Source organism: Archangium violaceum (genome assembly GCF_016859125.1).
Classification (GTDB): Bacteria; Myxococcota; Myxococcia; order Myxococcales; family Myxococcaceae; genus Archangium; species Archangium violaceum_A.
The window spans coordinates 10712039-10727835 of the sequence record NZ_CP069338.1 but is presented as its reverse complement, the minus strand read 5'-3'; the positions used below and the strand labels follow the sequence as shown (position 1 = coordinate 10727835).

Below are 15797 nucleotides of genomic sequence, written 5' to 3'. Positions count from 1 at the left end.
GCGCCGGGGCGAACGGGAAGCAGGTGAACGCTTACGTCTAAAAGTCCAAGTCCCGGATATCGGGGCTCGCTGCGGGGCGTGGGCGCCGCCGCTGGCGTGTCTTCCTGGCTCGGGGCGGCGTCGGCGCAACAGGAGCGGGCGGAGGCGTTGCGCTCGTGCCGCCCGCTTTCGCGAACCGCTCGACCTCGGCGGCAGAGATGCGGATTCTGCCGCTGGTCTCCACTGTCCGGAGCTGTCCGGTGCGGATCAGCTTCGCGAGGGTTGTGTTCCGGTCCACGCCCAGGCGTCGAGCGGCCTCTCTCAAGCTGAGGAGCTGCGCGTTGAAGGTGGTGCGCTGGCTCGCAGGGCGGGTTTCGCGCTCCCGCGTGAGTTCGCTGGCGATGGTGGTGAGGGTTGCGTTGATTGCCCGGAGATCCTCATGGATGCCCTCGATGGCCGAGAGCAGGGCACTGCGACTTGACGACACGGCGCCACGTTCACGCCCGGGCACGCAGGCGCGTCCAACGGCGAAGTGCCGGTTCGTCTATCGCGGCGTTGCGTCGCGGGACCGGCGTGTCGCTGAACATGAAGAAGCACGGGAAATTGAACCAGCCGGATTGGGCACTCGGTGCGGCTGGTGGTGCGCATGTCGGACCGGCCGGGGATGCTTGCTTGGCTCACGGCGGAGATCGGCCAGCAGGGCGCCAACGTGGTGGAGATCTCCCACAACCGCGCATTCTCCAAGGCGGGCCTGGGCGAGGTAGCGATGGAGGTGACGCTGGAGACTCACGGGCGGGGCCACATCGACGAGCTGATCGGCAGCCCGTCGCAATTGCAAATGCGTCTACATCCATTGATTCCTGGTCGCACGAATTCGAGGCAGCAGGAACTGTTCACACTCCTCGTCCGACCAGGTTCCACCAGGGAAGATGTTCCATGCACCAGCAGCCGACGCATCTCCAGCCGATAGGTGGAAAGCCTGCGAAAGATACGCGATGGTCATGATTCGTCCGTTGGATGCGTCGAGCGACAGATTCTCAAGCAACCAGCGCACCATCTCACATACTCCATGACCTGTTGCGGCCATTTCGCGCAACCGGACAATCAAACTCATGTTCAAGCTCGTGTTGGTTCCCATGGTCTCATGCCTCATTTGGTGAATAGAACCTGAATGAAACTATACGCGCCGGGAGCACCCTTGACTTCGACCACGATGGCTCTTGTGAACCCATACTCGGCTGCGCGACGAGCCGTCCATGTCTTCGTGACTGCAATCTCAAGAGGTACGTTTTCGCCGACAAGCTTGTTTACCTCCGCAAGGTTGTCTCCGTAGCGCCAATTCCCCCGAATCGCACGAACGTTCTTGCCAAAGTGCTCCATCATTCCACGAAACAACTCCGTACCACGGATCGCGCTACCCTTCGGCGCCGCGACTGCCATCTCGACAACTCCTGATTTGTCGATGGTAGCAACGATTCCGTTGCCAACTGACCCCATGTGAACGTAGTCAGCGGTGGAGCCTCCATCTCCCGACCCCCCCATTTGGTGAAGAATAATGGCCGCACCGGGTCCGCCGCTCAACACAGTGGCCGCCTTGCCCACCGGCACCGCCACCGACCTTACCGCCAGCAGGCCATCGGCCGAGAGGGACAGCACCGGCACGGTGGCCTCCAGCCCGCCCAATGCCCGCGTTAACGTGCTGGTGGTGCCCCCAGCCGTACCAAACGTGACAATGAGGTTGGTCAGCAGCTTGGATGTCGCCTTCACCTGCTCGCCCCGAGTCATGTACCGGAAGCGCTCGAGGTACTCGGGCGAGGAGGCGATGAGGGCCGCGATTCCCGCAGGGAGGTGTTGCAGTGCCGCGATGCTGTCCAGCGGGCGCGTGAGCAGGTGGCCCATGGCATGGTACAGCTCGACGAAAGCTTCCTCCGCGCCATCCAGCGAGCGGCCAATGTAGTCGGCGTCGTCGTACACCTCGGCCAGTGGGGGCCCTTCCATGAGGGGGCGCAGTTGCGCATCCTCCTGCCGGAAGACCCACCCGCTGACGGTGTAGAAGCGGCCCAGTTCGAAGGAGCCAGCGCGAAAGGCTTCCTCCTTCCACTCCACCGGGCCCACCTTCTGCTGGGTGCGTCCGTTGAGCGTCCAGGCCAGGTAGCCATCCGGCCGGAGCACGGCCACCGTCTTGAAGCGCTCCACCCGGCGCAGCAGCTCCTCGCGGGAGACATCCCCTCCCTCCAGCACCTCGCGCAGTAGGTAGCAGGCGGCCATGCGGGGCGGGAACGAACCCAGCGTCACGGGCTTGTTCATCAGCACCGTCAGCACCCGGGCCGCCTCCTGCGGCGAGAGGGGCGCGCCTCGCGGGGGCAGGTCGTTGAAGTTGTCCAGACCCGCGAGTGCCAGTAGGTGCTCGAAGGCGTCCACCTGCACGGCGCCGCTGGCCACCGCGCGCACGGCCATCTCGGCCGGGCTCACCATGGCGACCTCCGTGCCCTGCACGCGCTCACCCCGTCGGCGGAGCAGCCGAGTGGGTGCATTCGAGCCCGTGGCCGCGTACTGGGCGTCACCACGCACCTCGCCCGCCAACCCGGGGGAGGCACGCGGGTTGCGATCCAGAAGCATGCCGCGTCCCGCGGGTGGCGTCACCGTGATGCAGCCGGTGGACAGCACGACGGCCCCAAGCACCAGGGCCACCCACTTCCGCGCCAGCTCAGCGAGCATGCTCCACCCCCAGGCCCAGGGACGCGAAGGCGCCGGGGCGCAGCGTCCCGTCCGGTGTCGGGAACAGCAACGTGCCGCCTTGGCCCACGGCGTACATCCACCCGCCAAAGCGCCAGCGCACCTCGCCCGAATACAGGTAGCGCGCCCCCGGCCTGCCCACTCCGGTGGCGAGCGCGCTGACGGCCACCTCCACGCGCCGCTCGGCCAGCTGCGCCGCGAGCCGCCCGTCCACGTCCACGCGTCCCCAGGTAAACGCCTCCACCTCCACGGAGAGGTGCAGGTGTCGTTGCCGCAACCCGCCAAGTCGCACCGCATCCCACCCCACCACCGCCTCGCCGTACACCGAGAAGCCGTCGGGAAAGGGCGCCTCCACGACTGGCAATCCGGAAGGGCCCGCCGCGCGGAAGCGCGCCAGCTCGTAGTCCGGGCCGAAGAGGCCCTGGCGAAAGCCTCCGCGCTGCCCTCGCACCTCGAGCCGCAGCCGTGCATCCAACGTGGGCGTCACAGCATCCGCGCCCACGCCGGCCACCGCGCCCCAGGCCCCGCCCACACCCGGACGACTACCCCAGCCAGCCAGCACGTGCAGCTCGTAGCCCGGGCGCACCACCACCACCGCCGTTCCATCCAGGTGCGCCAGCGTCACCTGGGGCGAGTGGCCTCCGGCCCGCCCCCAGTCGTGCACCGCGGACAGTGCCAGCGTGTAGCGCCCCGGCTGCTCCTGTGGGCCCGTGAAGAGGTGTGCCAGGTCGAGCGCCACCTCCGCGCCCATGAGGCGCGCGCCCAGTACGTCTGAGGAAAACGCCTCCGCGTACAGGGGCCCCAGCGTGCCGGTGAGAAAGGCTCCAGCCGGGTGGTAGTCCGGATTGCTGCGGTTGGAGTACCGCCGTACCAGGTGCCCGGAAAGGAGGCTGTAGCTGTCGAGGGCGCCCGCCCACAGCCCCACCGGGGAGGCGTCCGAGCCTAGCTTGAGGGCACGTACCACCTGACCCCAGTCCGAGAGGCTGTCCCAGTCCTCGCGGCGCACCCACCCGGCGCCCGGAGTTCCGCCACCCAGCCGCAGCCGCACCGGAGCGCCCAGGTTGACGCCGAGCTCCTCGCCGCCGTCCAGCACCAGCATGGGGGTCAGTTGGACATAGGGCTCCACGCCGCCCGTCCCGCCACCCGACAGCAGCGCAAACCCGGTGGCCTCCAGGCGTGCCAGGTGGTGCAGGCGTCTGGCCGAGGATGATGGGAGCGGTGGCTCCATTGCCCCATCGGGCGGGTTATCGGGCCCTTCCGCCTGCGAGAGGAGCAGTAGCACCAGCAGCGTGGACGTCATCAGCGCCTCCGATGGATGACGCCCATTCTATCGGGCGGCCCTGACAAATCCGGACAGACTGGACAGCGCGGGCAAAAGGCGCCTCGTGTCGTAGGGTCCGTAACCCAACCGCAAGGGTCACCTGGAGCAGCTCGATGAACCCCCGGTGCAGAAGGGGCGCGCATGTCCCTCGCGCCTTCTGGCCCCTCCTCAGCCCCGGCTCGGAGGCGAGCTGACACTCCGTACAGCCACTGACCTTGCGCGAGAGCGCCTCGGGACTAAAAATGCCGGGGGCTCGTGGGCCACGACCGGCATGCTGCTGCGAGAGGGCGGGGGAGTGCGTCAGGGCGCGCGCGTCTCGGGCGCGGTGCTCCCGTTGCCCTTGCGCCTGCCGCTGGGGGAGGGCTTCTTGCCCGTCTCCTCCTGCCTGCGCGGAGTCTCGGTCGTGCGCTGGCGCCCAGGCACGGCGAAGACCTCTCCCCGGTCCTTCCCGTGGAGAAATTGCTCCACCGCGTTCTGGCGGCGCGCCAGGTCCGCCACGGCCTCGCGCAGCTCCTCGCCGAGCGCCCGCGTCTCGCTGCGCTGGGCGTCGAGCTGGCCCTCGAGCTCGGCCATGGAGGTGATGACCTCCGACTGCGCCTCGTTGATGAGCACCCTGAAGTCGCTCATCGTCTTGGTGTTCATCGCGGTGAGCTTCTCCAAGAGCTCCGTGTGCTTTCTGTCCAGCTCGTCTGGGGCCAGCTGGCCGTGGAGATTTTTGATCGACTCGGCCGTCTCGAGCACGCCCGTTGCGTCCTGGAGGTGCCCCAGCTTCCGCTCCTTGGGGTCGGGCTCTTCGTCCGAGAGCCAGCGGCTGATCCGCCCGCGGTTGACGTAACCCACGAGGCCCAAGGTGGTTGCAGCCGCAGCGGCGATTTTGCCCAGGTTGTTGGCAATGATGGGGAGGAAGACCATGAGGGACTCCTGATGTGGCCGGGGATGAATTCCCGGGCTCAGGAGCTGATACCCACCAGGAGCCCGGGATTTCGGAACAGACGTCCAGCGCGAAGGTCCTCCGCAGCAGCCCAGCCTTGTCCTGCCGGGCGTGCGCTTCTTCGCCACGCCCCCATCAGCCAGCTCGGCTCTTCGTCTTCTCCGCCTCCGCGTGAGGCAGTAGACGATGTATGTAGGAGTGCTGGTGAGCCCCTGGGGGGCTGGGACACGGCGGGACCTCCCGGTATATTGGGCGCCTCGCAGTCACCGCCATGCTCCAGCTCCAGAACGACACGCCGTTCATCGTCAATCTCGCGATTCTTCCCGATGAGCGGGGCGTCGACACGGCGTACGTGATGGTCAAGGCCACGTTCGACATCCAAGCTGGGGCGCTTCGGGTCGCCGCGAAGCAGCGCCCCCTTGTGGTGGCGGACGAGTACTGGGGCGAGCCCGGGCAGTCGAGCCTGAAGTACGCAAGCGAAGTTCACCTCCTCAAGCCACACACGGACGTTGTCCTCATCGGTGAGGCACACGCGCCCCGGGGACGTCCAGTGGAGTCATGCCCCATCTCCGTGAAGGTGGGATCGCTTCGCAAGGTGATTCTGGTGTTCGGAGACCGCCACTGGGCCCGGGGCGTGCTGGGGCCGCGAATCTCCGCGCCTGCCCCCTTCGTCACCCTGCCGCTCGTCTACGAGCGGGCCTTTGGTGGCACCCACGTGGTGGACCGAGACAATGCGCAGGTCCTCTCTGAGCCCCGGAACCCCGTGGGCACCGGATTCCGGGGCAAGCGGAGCCACTCGGAGATGCTCGGCACGAAGTTGCCGAACCTGGAGGACCCGTTCCACCTCATCCAGTCCCCGTCGGACCAGCCCAGGCCCTTCGGCGTGGGGCACGTGCCTCCCTCGTGGGCGCCCCGGGTGGCTCTGGCAGGGACCTACGACGACACCTGGCGGACGATCCGGGCTCCGTATCTGCCCCTGGACTTCAAGCGTGAGTTCTTCCAGTCCTCGTCCGAGGGGCTGCGCGCTTCGGGGCACCTGAAGGGCGGGGAGCCGGTGGAGTTGGTGAATGTCTCGCCCGCGGGGACTCTGCGGTTCGCGCTGCCCCGCTGTGACCTATCCGTCACGGTGTTCATCGCGCGCAAGCGCCATGCGCCGCCGATGCAGCTGGAAACGGTGCAACTCGAGCCGGGACACCAGCGCCTGTGCATGCTCTGGCGGGGCGCCGTGTCCTGCGACAAGCAGGCACTGAAGGTGAGCCTGGCCCACATCCAGTTGAAATCCCTTGAGGGAGCCGTGTAATCCCCATGCGAACGCAATCTGCGGAGATTCTCGGGCTCGGGATGGTGGCGCCGGTGGGGTTGACCGCGCCGGCTGTGGCCGCTGCCCTTCGGGCCGGAATCGTACGAGTGCGGGAGTCCGCCTTCGTCGACCGGCACTCCGAGCCCATCCTGGCGGGCTTCCTCGACGAGGAGTTCCTGCCCGAGCTGAGCCTTCCCCAAGCCATGCTGAAGGTCCCCTCGGCCCGCTACGCGCGCATGTTGCGGCTGGCCTCCTCCGCGCTCCAGCAGGCGGCCCATGGTCTCTCGAAGCCAGCGCTCCTGCTGGCTCTTCCCGAGGACGGCGGCGGCGTCGGCCCGGAGTTCCTTGAGCAGCTCGCGCATCAGTCCGGCGTGGAGTTGGATGTCCGCGGCAGCAAGCTGTTCCCCCAGGGTCGGGCGGGGGGGCTGCTGGCACTCGCGGAGGCCCTGCGGAGACTGGGGACCGCCTCCTTGGAGCAGGTCCTGGTGGGAGGGGTGGACACCTATTGTGACCTGCCGTTGCTGGATGCCTTGTGGGACGAGAAGCGCCTCCGGGTCCAGGGGCTCTCAGATGGGTTCGTGCCCGGTGAAGGTGCCAGCTTCATGTTGCTGGGTCGTCCGGGACGCGGGCGGCGGCTGGGGTTGACTCCCATGGCCCGTGTCCTAGGGGTTGGCACAGGTGTCGAGAAGGGGCACCTGTATGGAACGGAGCCCCATCTCGGAGAAGGCTTGTCGGATGCATTTCGCGAACTCTTCTCCCTCGTGGCCGGACAGGCGGTGCCCCGGGTACGGTGTGTCTACGCCGGTCTGAACGGTGAGAGCTTCTGGTCCAAGGAATGGGGCGTGTCCTACCTGCGGCACTCGCGCTACTTCGAGGACGGCTTCCGTTTCGAGCACCCCGTCGATTGCACGGGAGACCCGGGCGCCGCGCTTGGACCGATGCTGGTGTCGCTCGCGGCCATTGGCATCCAACGGGGATACAGGGATGCTCCTGGTCTGATATGGTGTTCGTCTGACCGCGAGGCTCGGGGGGCTGCGTTGGTGGGGGCGGTTCCACGTCAGGAGGCGCGATGAGCACGAAGGTTTTCGCCAACGGCCGGGGCATCGCCAGCGAGGACAGCGGGGGACAGAGCATCGTGTTCCCCGACGTCTGCAAGACACCCTCGCCTGGAGGGCCCGTCCCGATTCCCTACCCGAACACGGGCATGTCCTCGGACGCCTCGAAGGGCCCGACGTCGGTGACCGTCAACGGCAAGATGCCTATGGTGAAGAGCGCTCAGTACAAGCAGACGGCGGGTGACGAGGCGGGCACGGCCGGCGGAGGCGTCGTGAGCGGCTCCACCAAAGGGCCGGCGGAGTTCATGATGTACTCCTTTGACGTGAAGTTCGAAGGTAAGAACGTGTGCCGCCTGGGCGACCCGCTCTTCCACAACAAGAAGAACATCATGGGCTGAGCTCTGTCCGTCGCGATGACGGCGAGGGTTCCGGCGGCGTCCGGGAAACGCAAGGGGAGTGGCTATGGAAATCGGCGAAGCCGTCAATGTCCCGGTGGCAGCCTCCGCCGAACTGAAGGAGTGGAAGCTCCGGGCTGAAATCCTGGAGGTGACCTTCAAGGGGACCATCAAGGTCAGCCGCGGCAAGACGCTGATCTCCCCGCCCCACTGGAAGAAGGGCGAGGACGTCAATGACGTCTGGGCCGACGCCAAGAAGATGGGCCTTCCGCAGGAGGCGGCGTACTCCAAGAAGGCTGCCGCCATGCTCATCCATGAGGCCGATGGCGCCACCAAGGACGTCGAGGTCAAGATCAAGGTCATCGAGGCGGAGAACGTCAGCGGCGAAGGAGAACTGCTCGGCTGCCTGGGCGACATGGAGATCACTGCGAAGCTCCCGCTGGGAGTGGGGGAGCACGTCGTCAAGGCCCAGATCAAGACGCTGCCCTACAGGATTGCTTGGTACCGCGGCAGCATCGAATGGAGGGTTTCCTTCGCGGATCCTGGAGGCTCCATCGTCCTGGGCGGGTCCGACGTGGAGGTCTTCTTCCTCCCCGCGGTGCCCATCATCCCTTTCAAGACGGAGGTCTGGGTCGAGGTCCTCCGCTTCCTGTGCAACAGAATGGGCGTGGTGGGCCTGAAGACTCCCGGCGAGGTCTTGGAAAAGATCACCCGCTACTGCCACACGGGTCATGGGCTCGAGTACGACACGTTGGAAGGCAAATACCACTATGGAGATCCGGACGCGCGGGAGTTTCGGCTCAATGGGTACATGAAGGGAGAGGATCCTGAGTGCTGTTGCTACGACCAAGCGTCCGCTGTGCAGGTATTCGCTGCGGCCCTGGGAGTGAGCACGGAGTGGTTGTTCATGGAGCCCTTTGGGTACATCCATACGACGAACCTGATCGGCGTGGGTGCCTGTAACAACCCGTTCTACCGGAGTAACGGCACCGACAAGATCGTCATGCCCTTACACCCCAAGCGGACGTCCTTTGGGAACCATGCGTTCGTCCGCATGGCCGGAAAGATCCTGGATGCGTGCGCGGGGCCTCACGTCGGGATGGAAAAGACCCGGGAGTACCTCGACAACACCATCGACTACGACCCGAAACGCTATCCCTATCCCAACTGGGAGCGGGCCGGGACGGTCGACGACATCAGCATCTTTCCGCCTGTGATGAGTCTCAAGTGATTCATGAGCGTTCATCCGATCCTGCATATGATTCTGCTGTGCTGGGCTTTCGGCGCGACCGCTCGGGGAGAACCCATGTCGTTGGTCAATCCGCAAAAGTTGAAGGAGTTCAAGGACCGGATCGGTTTCGATCAGGTCGTCTTCAGCCCGAACCCGGACGTCGGAGTGGTGGCGGACTGGGACGGTGTGAAGGAGTTCCTGCCCACGTCGGAAGCAGGTTGGGAGCCCTTCTCTGAGGATGTCTACACTCACTCCGGCGGCCTGGTCAGCCGAAACTGGGTCTTCCGGCGTGGCAAGGCCACTTTCATCCTCAGGATCCATGTCTCCAGTAACGGCACCGCCGCCGCGCGGGAGCGCTTCCTCTCGGGGGTGACCATTACCTCCATGCGCAGGGTTCCCTACGTCCGGGGACCGGCCTGGCTGGGGCAGCTCTCCGTCCAGATGCCTGGCACGCCGCTCCGGACGGTGTTCTGGATCTTCCACAACGTGTATGTCGAGCTGCGCGACACCAGCGGTATCTCGGTGGAGCCCATTGCGCGCTCCCTCCAGGGCTACATGGAGCGGCACGTGAGCCAGCACGTGTCTCAGAGCCTGCCGCGCATCGACAAGGTGACGGTGTCGAAGTCTCAGCTCCAGGTTGGCGAGGAAGTGGAGATCCAGGTCCATCCCAAGCAGTCCCAGTCGTTGCAGCAGTTGCGCATCGAAATCCAATCCAACCCGGAGGAGCTTGACTTGACGAAGCAGTCCAGCACTTCCTCCACGTATCAGGCACTGCGCCCGGGAAAGAGCACCGTCGAGGCTTGGTTGAGCGACACGAAGTTCCTCCTGATGTCACGGGTCCAGGTCCAGGTGGACGTCCAGCCGAAGAAGTAGGGGACTTTCAGCCTTGGGTCATCAGCCCGTCGAAGCGGCGGGGCGAGATGGATGCTGGGGCGGCGAGCGCTCTGGCCAGCTCGGACGCCTGACGGCGGGTAAAGGCCCGGGCTTCGAGCCGGAACTGCCCCCGGCTCCGGATGGCCAGCTCCAGTGCCAGCACCCCCCGTCGGCGCATCGGCTCCTGGTGGAGCGCCCCGAGGAGCGACTGTGCGCTGAAGGGGATGCCCCGCAGATAGCGGGTGCCCGGGTCGAAGCGTGCTCGTGCCTCCTTCCACCAGGCGGCGACCGCATCAGGCGCCGGAGTGGCCAGCGCATCCTCCGGGCCGGGGACGAGGTCGGCGTCGAGGTCCTCCTCCTCCAGGGGAATGGGTTCCTCGGCTTCATCCTCCCGAGAAGGACCCACATAGGCGCCCTCGAGCGGCAACCCGGTGATGGCGGAGAACGCCTCCGCGGCGAGCGCGGCTGTCCCCCGGTCCTCCTCCATCCAAGCGAGACACGCTTCCGCGGCCGCCAATTGGCCGCTGAAGCTTAGCGCCCACAGGGTAGAGGAACGCAGTTCCGGGACGTCCAGCAACTTCACGAGCCGGGTGACATCCTGCTCACTTCCCCCGAGGGCTAGGAGCACCCTCGCCTGCGCGCCGACCGCCGAGGGCTCCGCAGCCCACTTCTCGCACTTGTCCCAGGCCCTTCGGAGGCCGGCAATCAGCCCCGAAACGAGCGCCGCATTCCGTACGTGCACCTGGGGAGCGTCGAGCGCGGCGTGCAGCGCCTTCCGGACGCTCTCCTCGGGGTGTCCCTCCAGGCCCAGCAGTGCGGTAGCCTGGAGCCTCGGGTCGGCGTGTGAGAGGAACCTCGCCAGGGTGGAGGGAGGCACGGCCCTCCGGAACACCAGCGCTTCGAGCACCACCGCCTGGGCATCCACGCTGGAAGAGCTCAACAGCGGGAGGAGCGCTGCGGCCGCCAGCGAATCGTCGAGCTCCAGGGCCCGTTGGATTCCAGCGAGGGCCGGACCCTCGCCCACCTCGAGCCGCTCCAGGACATGCTTCGCTCCGTCCTGACCGCTCGCGAGCAGCGCGAATGCAGCCGAGGCCACCTCTGCCGGTGCTTCCAACTCGAGGGTGAGAATGAGCAGCCGTTCGGCGACCTCGGGGCCACCGAAGGCGAGTCCGTCCATGTGGGCCAGGAGCCGCTCCTCCTGGGCTTCGGCGGCCGTGAGGTCCACGGTTGGTGAGGCCAGGCAGCGTTCCCACCGGGTCCAGAGGAAGCCCGCCTCGCTGAGGTGCTCCTCGTAGACGTCCATCATCAATCGCGGAGGTGGCATTCAGTTCACCTGGACCGAGCCCCCCTTGATGCGGTTGGTCCCGGTTGCATGGCTCTCCACGTACACGCCCTTCAGGGTGATCTTGCCGTTGCGTCGCAGGGTGATGCTGGCCTGACCACACTTTAGGACAATCTCATCCTTGCCCTCGATGGTGACGCTCTTTCCGTCCACCGAGACATCCATTTGCTCGTGGGCCTTCTGCTCGGACTGCGCGAGGACGGCATTCACGAGGGGTGTGGAGACAGTTGGCTGGATGAAGCCCATGATGACGGGCAGGCCCGGGTCGCCGTTGGCGAAGATGAGCACCACGCGCTGACGGGTGCTCACGGCTTCCTGCATGATGGCGGGCATCAGGGTGACGACCGTTTGCGCTACGAGTGGGCTGGCGGGGTTCCCCTCGAAGTCAACGAGGAGCTGTCCCGTGGTATCCACGCCGGTCACCCAGCCGATGCGGTTCCCGAGAATAGGCTCCGAGGCGAGCCCTGCGGACCGCTGGCGACCCCCTGCGCCTTGTGGATCATTCATCCGGGTATCCAAGCAGCTGCATGTAGAAGCGGTCAAGGGGCCGGGCAGGAATACGTTCGCATGGGTGAAGAGGACTGCTCGCCATGTCGAATCCTCTCCGCCCGATCACCGCGCGAGTGGGGCTGCCGTAGCGAGCAACTGCTGCGTGCTTGGCCCCCGAAGGTAGCGGCGCCGGACGTGCATGAAGAGCCCCGTGCAACGGGGGAGGCGCGGGTGAGTTCTCGCCCGTGGAGTCTTCCATGAGGAGAGACTACCGGCAGGCTTGTGTTGGGTAATTTGTTGGGTAATTCGGGCCGCCACCGGCGGCCAAGTCGGGCCAAAAGAGGCCGCTTTCCCCAGTGATTATGGTAATTTGCGATGCGGACCCGAGAAGACCCCACTCTTCGTAATCAGTAGGTCCCCAGTTCAAATCTGGGTGTCGGCTCCATGAGCGGGCCGCCAGGTGAAAGCCTGGCGGCCCGTTCTCTTTTCAGGCGCCGATGTCTCCCGCCTCCTTCCGTGCTCGTCGAGCCCCTCTGTCATCCTGGGGCCAGTCCCCGGCTTCAGAGGTGCGGCGTGTCCACCCGTCTTGTTGGTCCGTGCCTGGCAGGAACCCGGCCGCGCCCCGGATTGGGCGCTTGGGCCCTCATTGTCCTCTTCCTCCACGCTGCGTGCGCCACTGGCGTGTCTCATGTGAAGTCATCCGTGGCTGAAGCGGAGGCCGAGGTGGTGGGCGGGATCTCGGACGAGGTGGTTCGCCTCTCGCTGCCCAACCGGTTCGGGGCAGTGCAGGTGAGCGACTTCGAGCTCAACGAAGCGCTCACCACCCTGGTGCTGAACATGCCACTGCGGGCGGCCGGCTCGCGTTTCCCGCTCTACCTCCACCGCAAGCTGGCGCTGGCCTCGGCCCCGCTGCCGGGCGAGGCGTGGCGCACGCCCCTGGCGCGGACCTACGGGAGCTTCTGAGAGCGGCAAGGCACGCCGGGCGACTGCCTCGAGTTGTTCAAGGACGGGCCGGGCCTGGACGGCGAGGACAAGCGCGACCTCGCCCTGGCGCTCTCGGTGAATGCGGCGCTGGAGGCCCGGGACGCGGAACTGCGCTCCATGTTCTCCACGACGCAGCTCTGGACGACGCTGAGCCTCACCATCATTGGATACCTCGCCTTGGTTTCGGCACCCGAGCCCGTTTCTAAAGGCGTGGCCGCTGCACTGGCCGTGCTCATGTGGGGCTACCTGGGCTGGGAGCTCTTCGACCTGGTACGGGCCTACTTCAAGCTCTGGGAGGAGGCGGCGGAGGCCAGCACGTTCGCGGAACTGCGCGAGGCGGGAGAGCGCTTCGGCAAGGTCATCGGGCCCAACAGCGTGCGGATTCTCCTCATGCTGGGAACGGCTGCGGTAGGGGAGACGGCGGCGCTCGTGTCCAAGGCCCCGAAGCTGCCGGGCTTCGCGAAAGCCGCCGGTGCGCTCAAGTCCCATGCCGGCATCCGAGACGTGCTCACGGCTGTGCAGGAAGCGGACAAGGTAAAGGTCGCCGTGGCCGAGGGCACGTTCAGTGTCGTTCTGCCCGCCAATGCCGTGAGCATGGCCGCGAGGGGCTCTCCGGCACGCGCGGACCCGCCGAAGAAGAAGCCGGACGTGCACCACATCGCCACTGTCGAGAACAGCAAGTCCACTGCGCGAGGCGGGCCTTGGACGCCGCTATTCAAGAAAATCTTTGACAAGGCGGGCATGTCGATGGAGGACCCGGCCAATACGGTCCCACTCCTTGGGCACAAGGGGCCTCATCCCGAGGAGTACCATCAACTCGTTCATAAGCACCTGAAAGCTGCGACGGACAACTGCTCCAACCAGCAGGAGTGCGCGCTTGCATTGAGGCAAGCACTCCGGCAACTGGCCGAGGAGATCATCAGGGAGGGAAGCAGGCTCAACAAGCTGCTAACCAGAGGGGCATCGCCCTAGGAGTCCTCATGACGGGACTGTACTTCGATCTGTTCGACGACGTTTACATCCCGGGTCGCTGGCACCTGGATGATCCCGTGGATCAGCAGGGGCAGGAGATTCGTACCTGGCAGTTCGTACGGGGTGAGCCCGCTCACGTCGATGCGCGGATCCGGATTCCCATCTATGTCCCGGGCAGGCCGCTCGACTTCTCCTTGTTGGCGGGTGCGACCATCCCCGTGGTTCATGCCAGGGTGGCGGCTGTCTTCGCCGAGCTGGCGCCCGGTGATGTGCAGCTGATTCCGGTGGATGTGGACGGACAGAGCGAACCGTACGTCCTGCTCAACATCACGCGTGTCGTGAAGTGCATCGACGACGAGGCATCCGACGAGGTGCGCCACTGGGAGCCGGGGGATGACAGGCCCGACAAGACAGGCCAGTACAGGTCCGTGATTGGCATGCGCATCGACCCCTCGAAAGTGGGCGATGCCCGAGTGTTCCGTACCTGGGGATGGAGCCCGGCCATCATCATCTCCGAGGAGGTAAAGCAGGCCCTGGAGCGCATGGGCGCAACGGGGGCGAAGTTCAAGGAGGTCACCGGCCCCAGCACCGTCAGCGCGGAGGAGCGCGAGCAGGACCGGAAAAGCCGCGAGTTGTTCGAGCAGGCGGACACCGCTCGTGAAACGGTTTGGTGCACCTTGGGGTCGCTGGACAGGGAGGTCTTCATGCCCATCGCCATGAGCGGCTCGTGGCCAGGTCACCGGCAGCTCTGGCGCGTCATCCGTCGCGAGGCGGGGCGTACGCTGCTCGTCACCCACGGGCTCTCGGACCCCTTCATCGAGCGCCTGGAGCCCTCAGTGGGCTTCGGTCTGGAGCTCGCCCTGGAAGTGGACGCGGCCGTGAAGGACATCTTGAAAGGGTGGCCCCTGATGCTGTTGGACCGAGTGGCGGATGAAGTCGCCGAGCACGAGCACGTGCGCGAGAGCGTGAAGGCGGGCCTCTTCTCCATGGAGGTGTCCGGAAAGGGCATACCCAAGTCCCTCGTCACCGAGGAGGGCAGGGTGGCCGTGCTGCTGGGCGTGGAGTCACGCTCGTTGCCGAGTCACTTCTCCATCCCGTATGGGGAGGTGAAGCTCGTCACCGTCAAGGCGTTGCTGCCCTCGGAGCTGGCGTACCTGCTGGAGCACGGCGCGGAGGGGCAGGCCGAGCTGGCGCAGCGGTTCGCGGAGAACGGCGAGGAGCACCTGTCGCGTTTCAGAAGGAAGCCCGTGGCGTAGCACGGAGCGTCGGTAGCCCAGGCTGGTGATGCTGCGCGCCGCTCGAGGCCAAAAAATGCCGGGGGCTCGTGGGCCACCACCGGCATGCAGCTGCGAGAGGGCGGGGGAGCGCGTCAGGGCGCACGCGTCTCGGGCGCGGTGCTCCCGTTGCCCTTGCGCCTGCCGCTGGGGGAGGGCTTCTTGCCCGTCTCCTCCTGCTTGCTCGGAGTCGTAGTCGTAGCGGCGGTGCGCTGGCGCCCGGGCACGGCGAAGACCTCTCCCTTGTCCTTCCCGTGGAGAAATTGCTCCACCGCCTCCTGGCGGCGCGTCAGGTCCGCCACGGCCTCGCGCAGCTCCTCGCCGAGCGCCCGCGTCTCGCTCCGCTGAGCGTCGAGCTGGCCCTCGAGCTCGGCCATGGAGGTGATGACCTCCGACTGCGCCTCGTTAATGAGCAGCCTGAAATCGGTCATCGTCTTGGTGTTCATCGCGGTGAGCTTGTCCAGCAACTCCGCATGCTTCTTGTCCAGCTCGTCCGGAGCCAGATGGCCGTGGAGGTTCTTGAGTGACCCGGCCGTCTTGAGCACGTCCGTCACGTCCTGGGGGCGTCCCTGGTTCCGCTTCTCGGAACCGGACTCCTCGTCCGAGAACCAGCTCTGGCGGATGCGCTCGCGGTTGACGTAGCCGACGACGCCCAAGGTGGCTGCCGCTGCGGTGGCGATCTTGCCGAGGTTGTTGGCGATGATGGAGAGGAAGACCATTCGAGACTCCGGGTAGAAGCCGGGAGAAATTTCCCGAGCTCATGTGCTGATACCCACCGGGAGCTGCGGATTTCGGAACAGACGTCCAGCGCGAAGGTCCTCCGCAGCAGCCCAGCCTTGTCCTGCCGGATGTGCGCTCTTTCGCCACGCCCCCATCGGCCAGCTCGGCTCCTCGTCATCTCCGCCTTCGCTTGAG

14 protein-coding genes and 1 pseudogene are annotated in these 15797 nt (G+C 66.2%); 7 read left to right on the top strand and 8 right to left on the bottom strand.

Translation table 11 applies throughout. The features are described from left to right. Nucleotides 1–37: 37 nt before the first annotated feature. The 5 genes from JQX13_RS45255 to JQX13_RS45235 all read right to left on the bottom strand — a co-directional run bounded on the left by JQX13_RS45255 (nt 38) and on the right by JQX13_RS45235 (nt 4948). On the bottom strand, nt 38–490 hold the full coding sequence (locus JQX13_RS45255; RefSeq protein WP_203405610.1) for a helix-turn-helix domain-containing protein: 453 nt from the start codon (nt 488–490) through the stop codon (nt 38–40). A 333-nt stretch (nt 491–823) separates the two neighbouring features. Continuing rightward, a complete protein-coding gene (locus tag JQX13_RS45250; RefSeq protein ID WP_203405609.1) occupies nt 824–1117 on the bottom strand; it encodes a hypothetical protein in 294 nt (97 codons plus the stop codon). An 11-nt stretch (nt 1118–1128) separates the two neighbouring features. Continuing rightward, nucleotides 1129–2697, bottom strand: a complete 1569-nt coding sequence (locus JQX13_RS45245; protein ID WP_203405608.1) for a hypothetical protein — start codon at nt 2695–2697, stop codon at nt 1129–1131. Then, nucleotides 2687–4015 (bottom strand): hypothetical protein, encoded by a 1329-nt coding sequence (locus JQX13_RS45240; protein ID WP_430384122.1) that lies wholly within the window; start codon nt 4013–4015, stop codon nt 2687–2689. The genes JQX13_RS45245 and JQX13_RS45240 overlap by 11 nt, the downstream gene beginning before the upstream one ends. Before the next feature lie 321 nt (nt 4016–4336). After that, nucleotides 4337–4948 (bottom strand): hypothetical protein, encoded by a 612-nt coding sequence (locus tag JQX13_RS45235; protein ID WP_203405607.1) that lies wholly within the window; start codon nt 4946–4948, stop codon nt 4337–4339. A 290-nt stretch (nt 4949–5238) separates the two neighbouring features. Between JQX13_RS45235 and JQX13_RS45230 the strand changes: the two genes are divergently transcribed. From JQX13_RS45230 to JQX13_RS45210, 5 genes are all read left to right on the top strand, one after another. Beyond that, on the top strand, nt 5239–6267 hold the full coding sequence (locus tag JQX13_RS45230) for a DUF2169 family type VI secretion system accessory protein (RefSeq protein WP_203405606.1): 1029 nt from the start codon (nt 5239–5241) through the stop codon (nt 6265–6267). Between the two features lie 5 nt (nt 6268–6272). Next, entirely contained in the window at nt 6273–7340 is a 1068-nt protein-coding gene (locus JQX13_RS45225; protein ID WP_239014243.1) for a hypothetical protein, read from the top strand. Continuing rightward, nucleotides 7337–7720, top strand: a complete 384-nt coding sequence (locus JQX13_RS45220; RefSeq protein WP_203405605.1) for a DUF4150 domain-containing protein — start codon at nt 7337–7339, stop codon at nt 7718–7720. The genes JQX13_RS45225 and JQX13_RS45220 overlap by 4 nt, the downstream gene beginning before the upstream one ends. 64 nt (nt 7721–7784) lie before the next feature. Beyond that, nucleotides 7785–8948 carry a hypothetical protein gene (locus tag JQX13_RS45215; protein ID WP_203405604.1) on the top strand — a complete coding sequence of 388 codons (1164 nt, stop codon included), beginning with the start codon at nt 7785–7787 and terminating at the stop codon, nt 8946–8948. Nucleotides 8949–9023: 75 nt separating this feature from the next. Continuing rightward, the gene (locus JQX13_RS45210; RefSeq protein ID WP_203405603.1) at nt 9024–9821 is read left to right on the top strand and encodes a hypothetical protein; all 798 of its coding nucleotides are present in this window, start codon (nt 9024–9026) and stop codon (nt 9819–9821) included. 7 nt (nt 9822–9828) lie between these two features. Here JQX13_RS45210 and JQX13_RS45205 read toward each other — a convergent pair whose 3' ends face one another. Together JQX13_RS45205 and JQX13_RS45200 are read right to left on the bottom strand one after the other, a co-directional pair. After that, nucleotides 9829–11127 (bottom strand): TIGR02270 family protein, encoded by a 1299-nt coding sequence (locus JQX13_RS45205; protein ID WP_203405602.1) that lies wholly within the window; start codon nt 11125–11127, stop codon nt 9829–9831. An 18-nt stretch (nt 11128–11145) separates the two neighbouring features. Next, on the bottom strand, nt 11146–11577 hold the full coding sequence (locus JQX13_RS45200) for a DUF6484 domain-containing protein (protein ID WP_239014242.1): 432 nt from the start codon (nt 11575–11577) through the stop codon (nt 11146–11148). Between the two features lie 648 nt (nt 11578–12225). Here JQX13_RS45200 and JQX13_RS45190 point away from each other — a divergent pair. Together JQX13_RS45190 and JQX13_RS45185 are read left to right on the top strand one after the other, a co-directional pair. After that, a pseudogene (locus tag JQX13_RS45190) lies at nt 12226–13608 on the top strand (AHH domain-containing protein). 8 nt (nt 13609–13616) lie between these two features. Continuing rightward, complete coding sequence (locus tag JQX13_RS45185; protein ID WP_203405598.1) at nt 13617–14864, top strand: imm11 family protein; 1248 nt, start codon at nt 13617–13619, stop codon at nt 14862–14864. Nucleotides 14865–14977: 113 nt separating this feature from the next. Here the strand turns inward: JQX13_RS45185 and JQX13_RS45180 are convergent, their stop codons facing one another. Then, on the bottom strand, nt 14978–15601 hold the full coding sequence (locus JQX13_RS45180; RefSeq protein ID WP_203405597.1) for a hypothetical protein: 624 nt from the start codon (nt 15599–15601) through the stop codon (nt 14978–14980). Nucleotides 15602–15797: the final 196 nt, after the last annotated feature.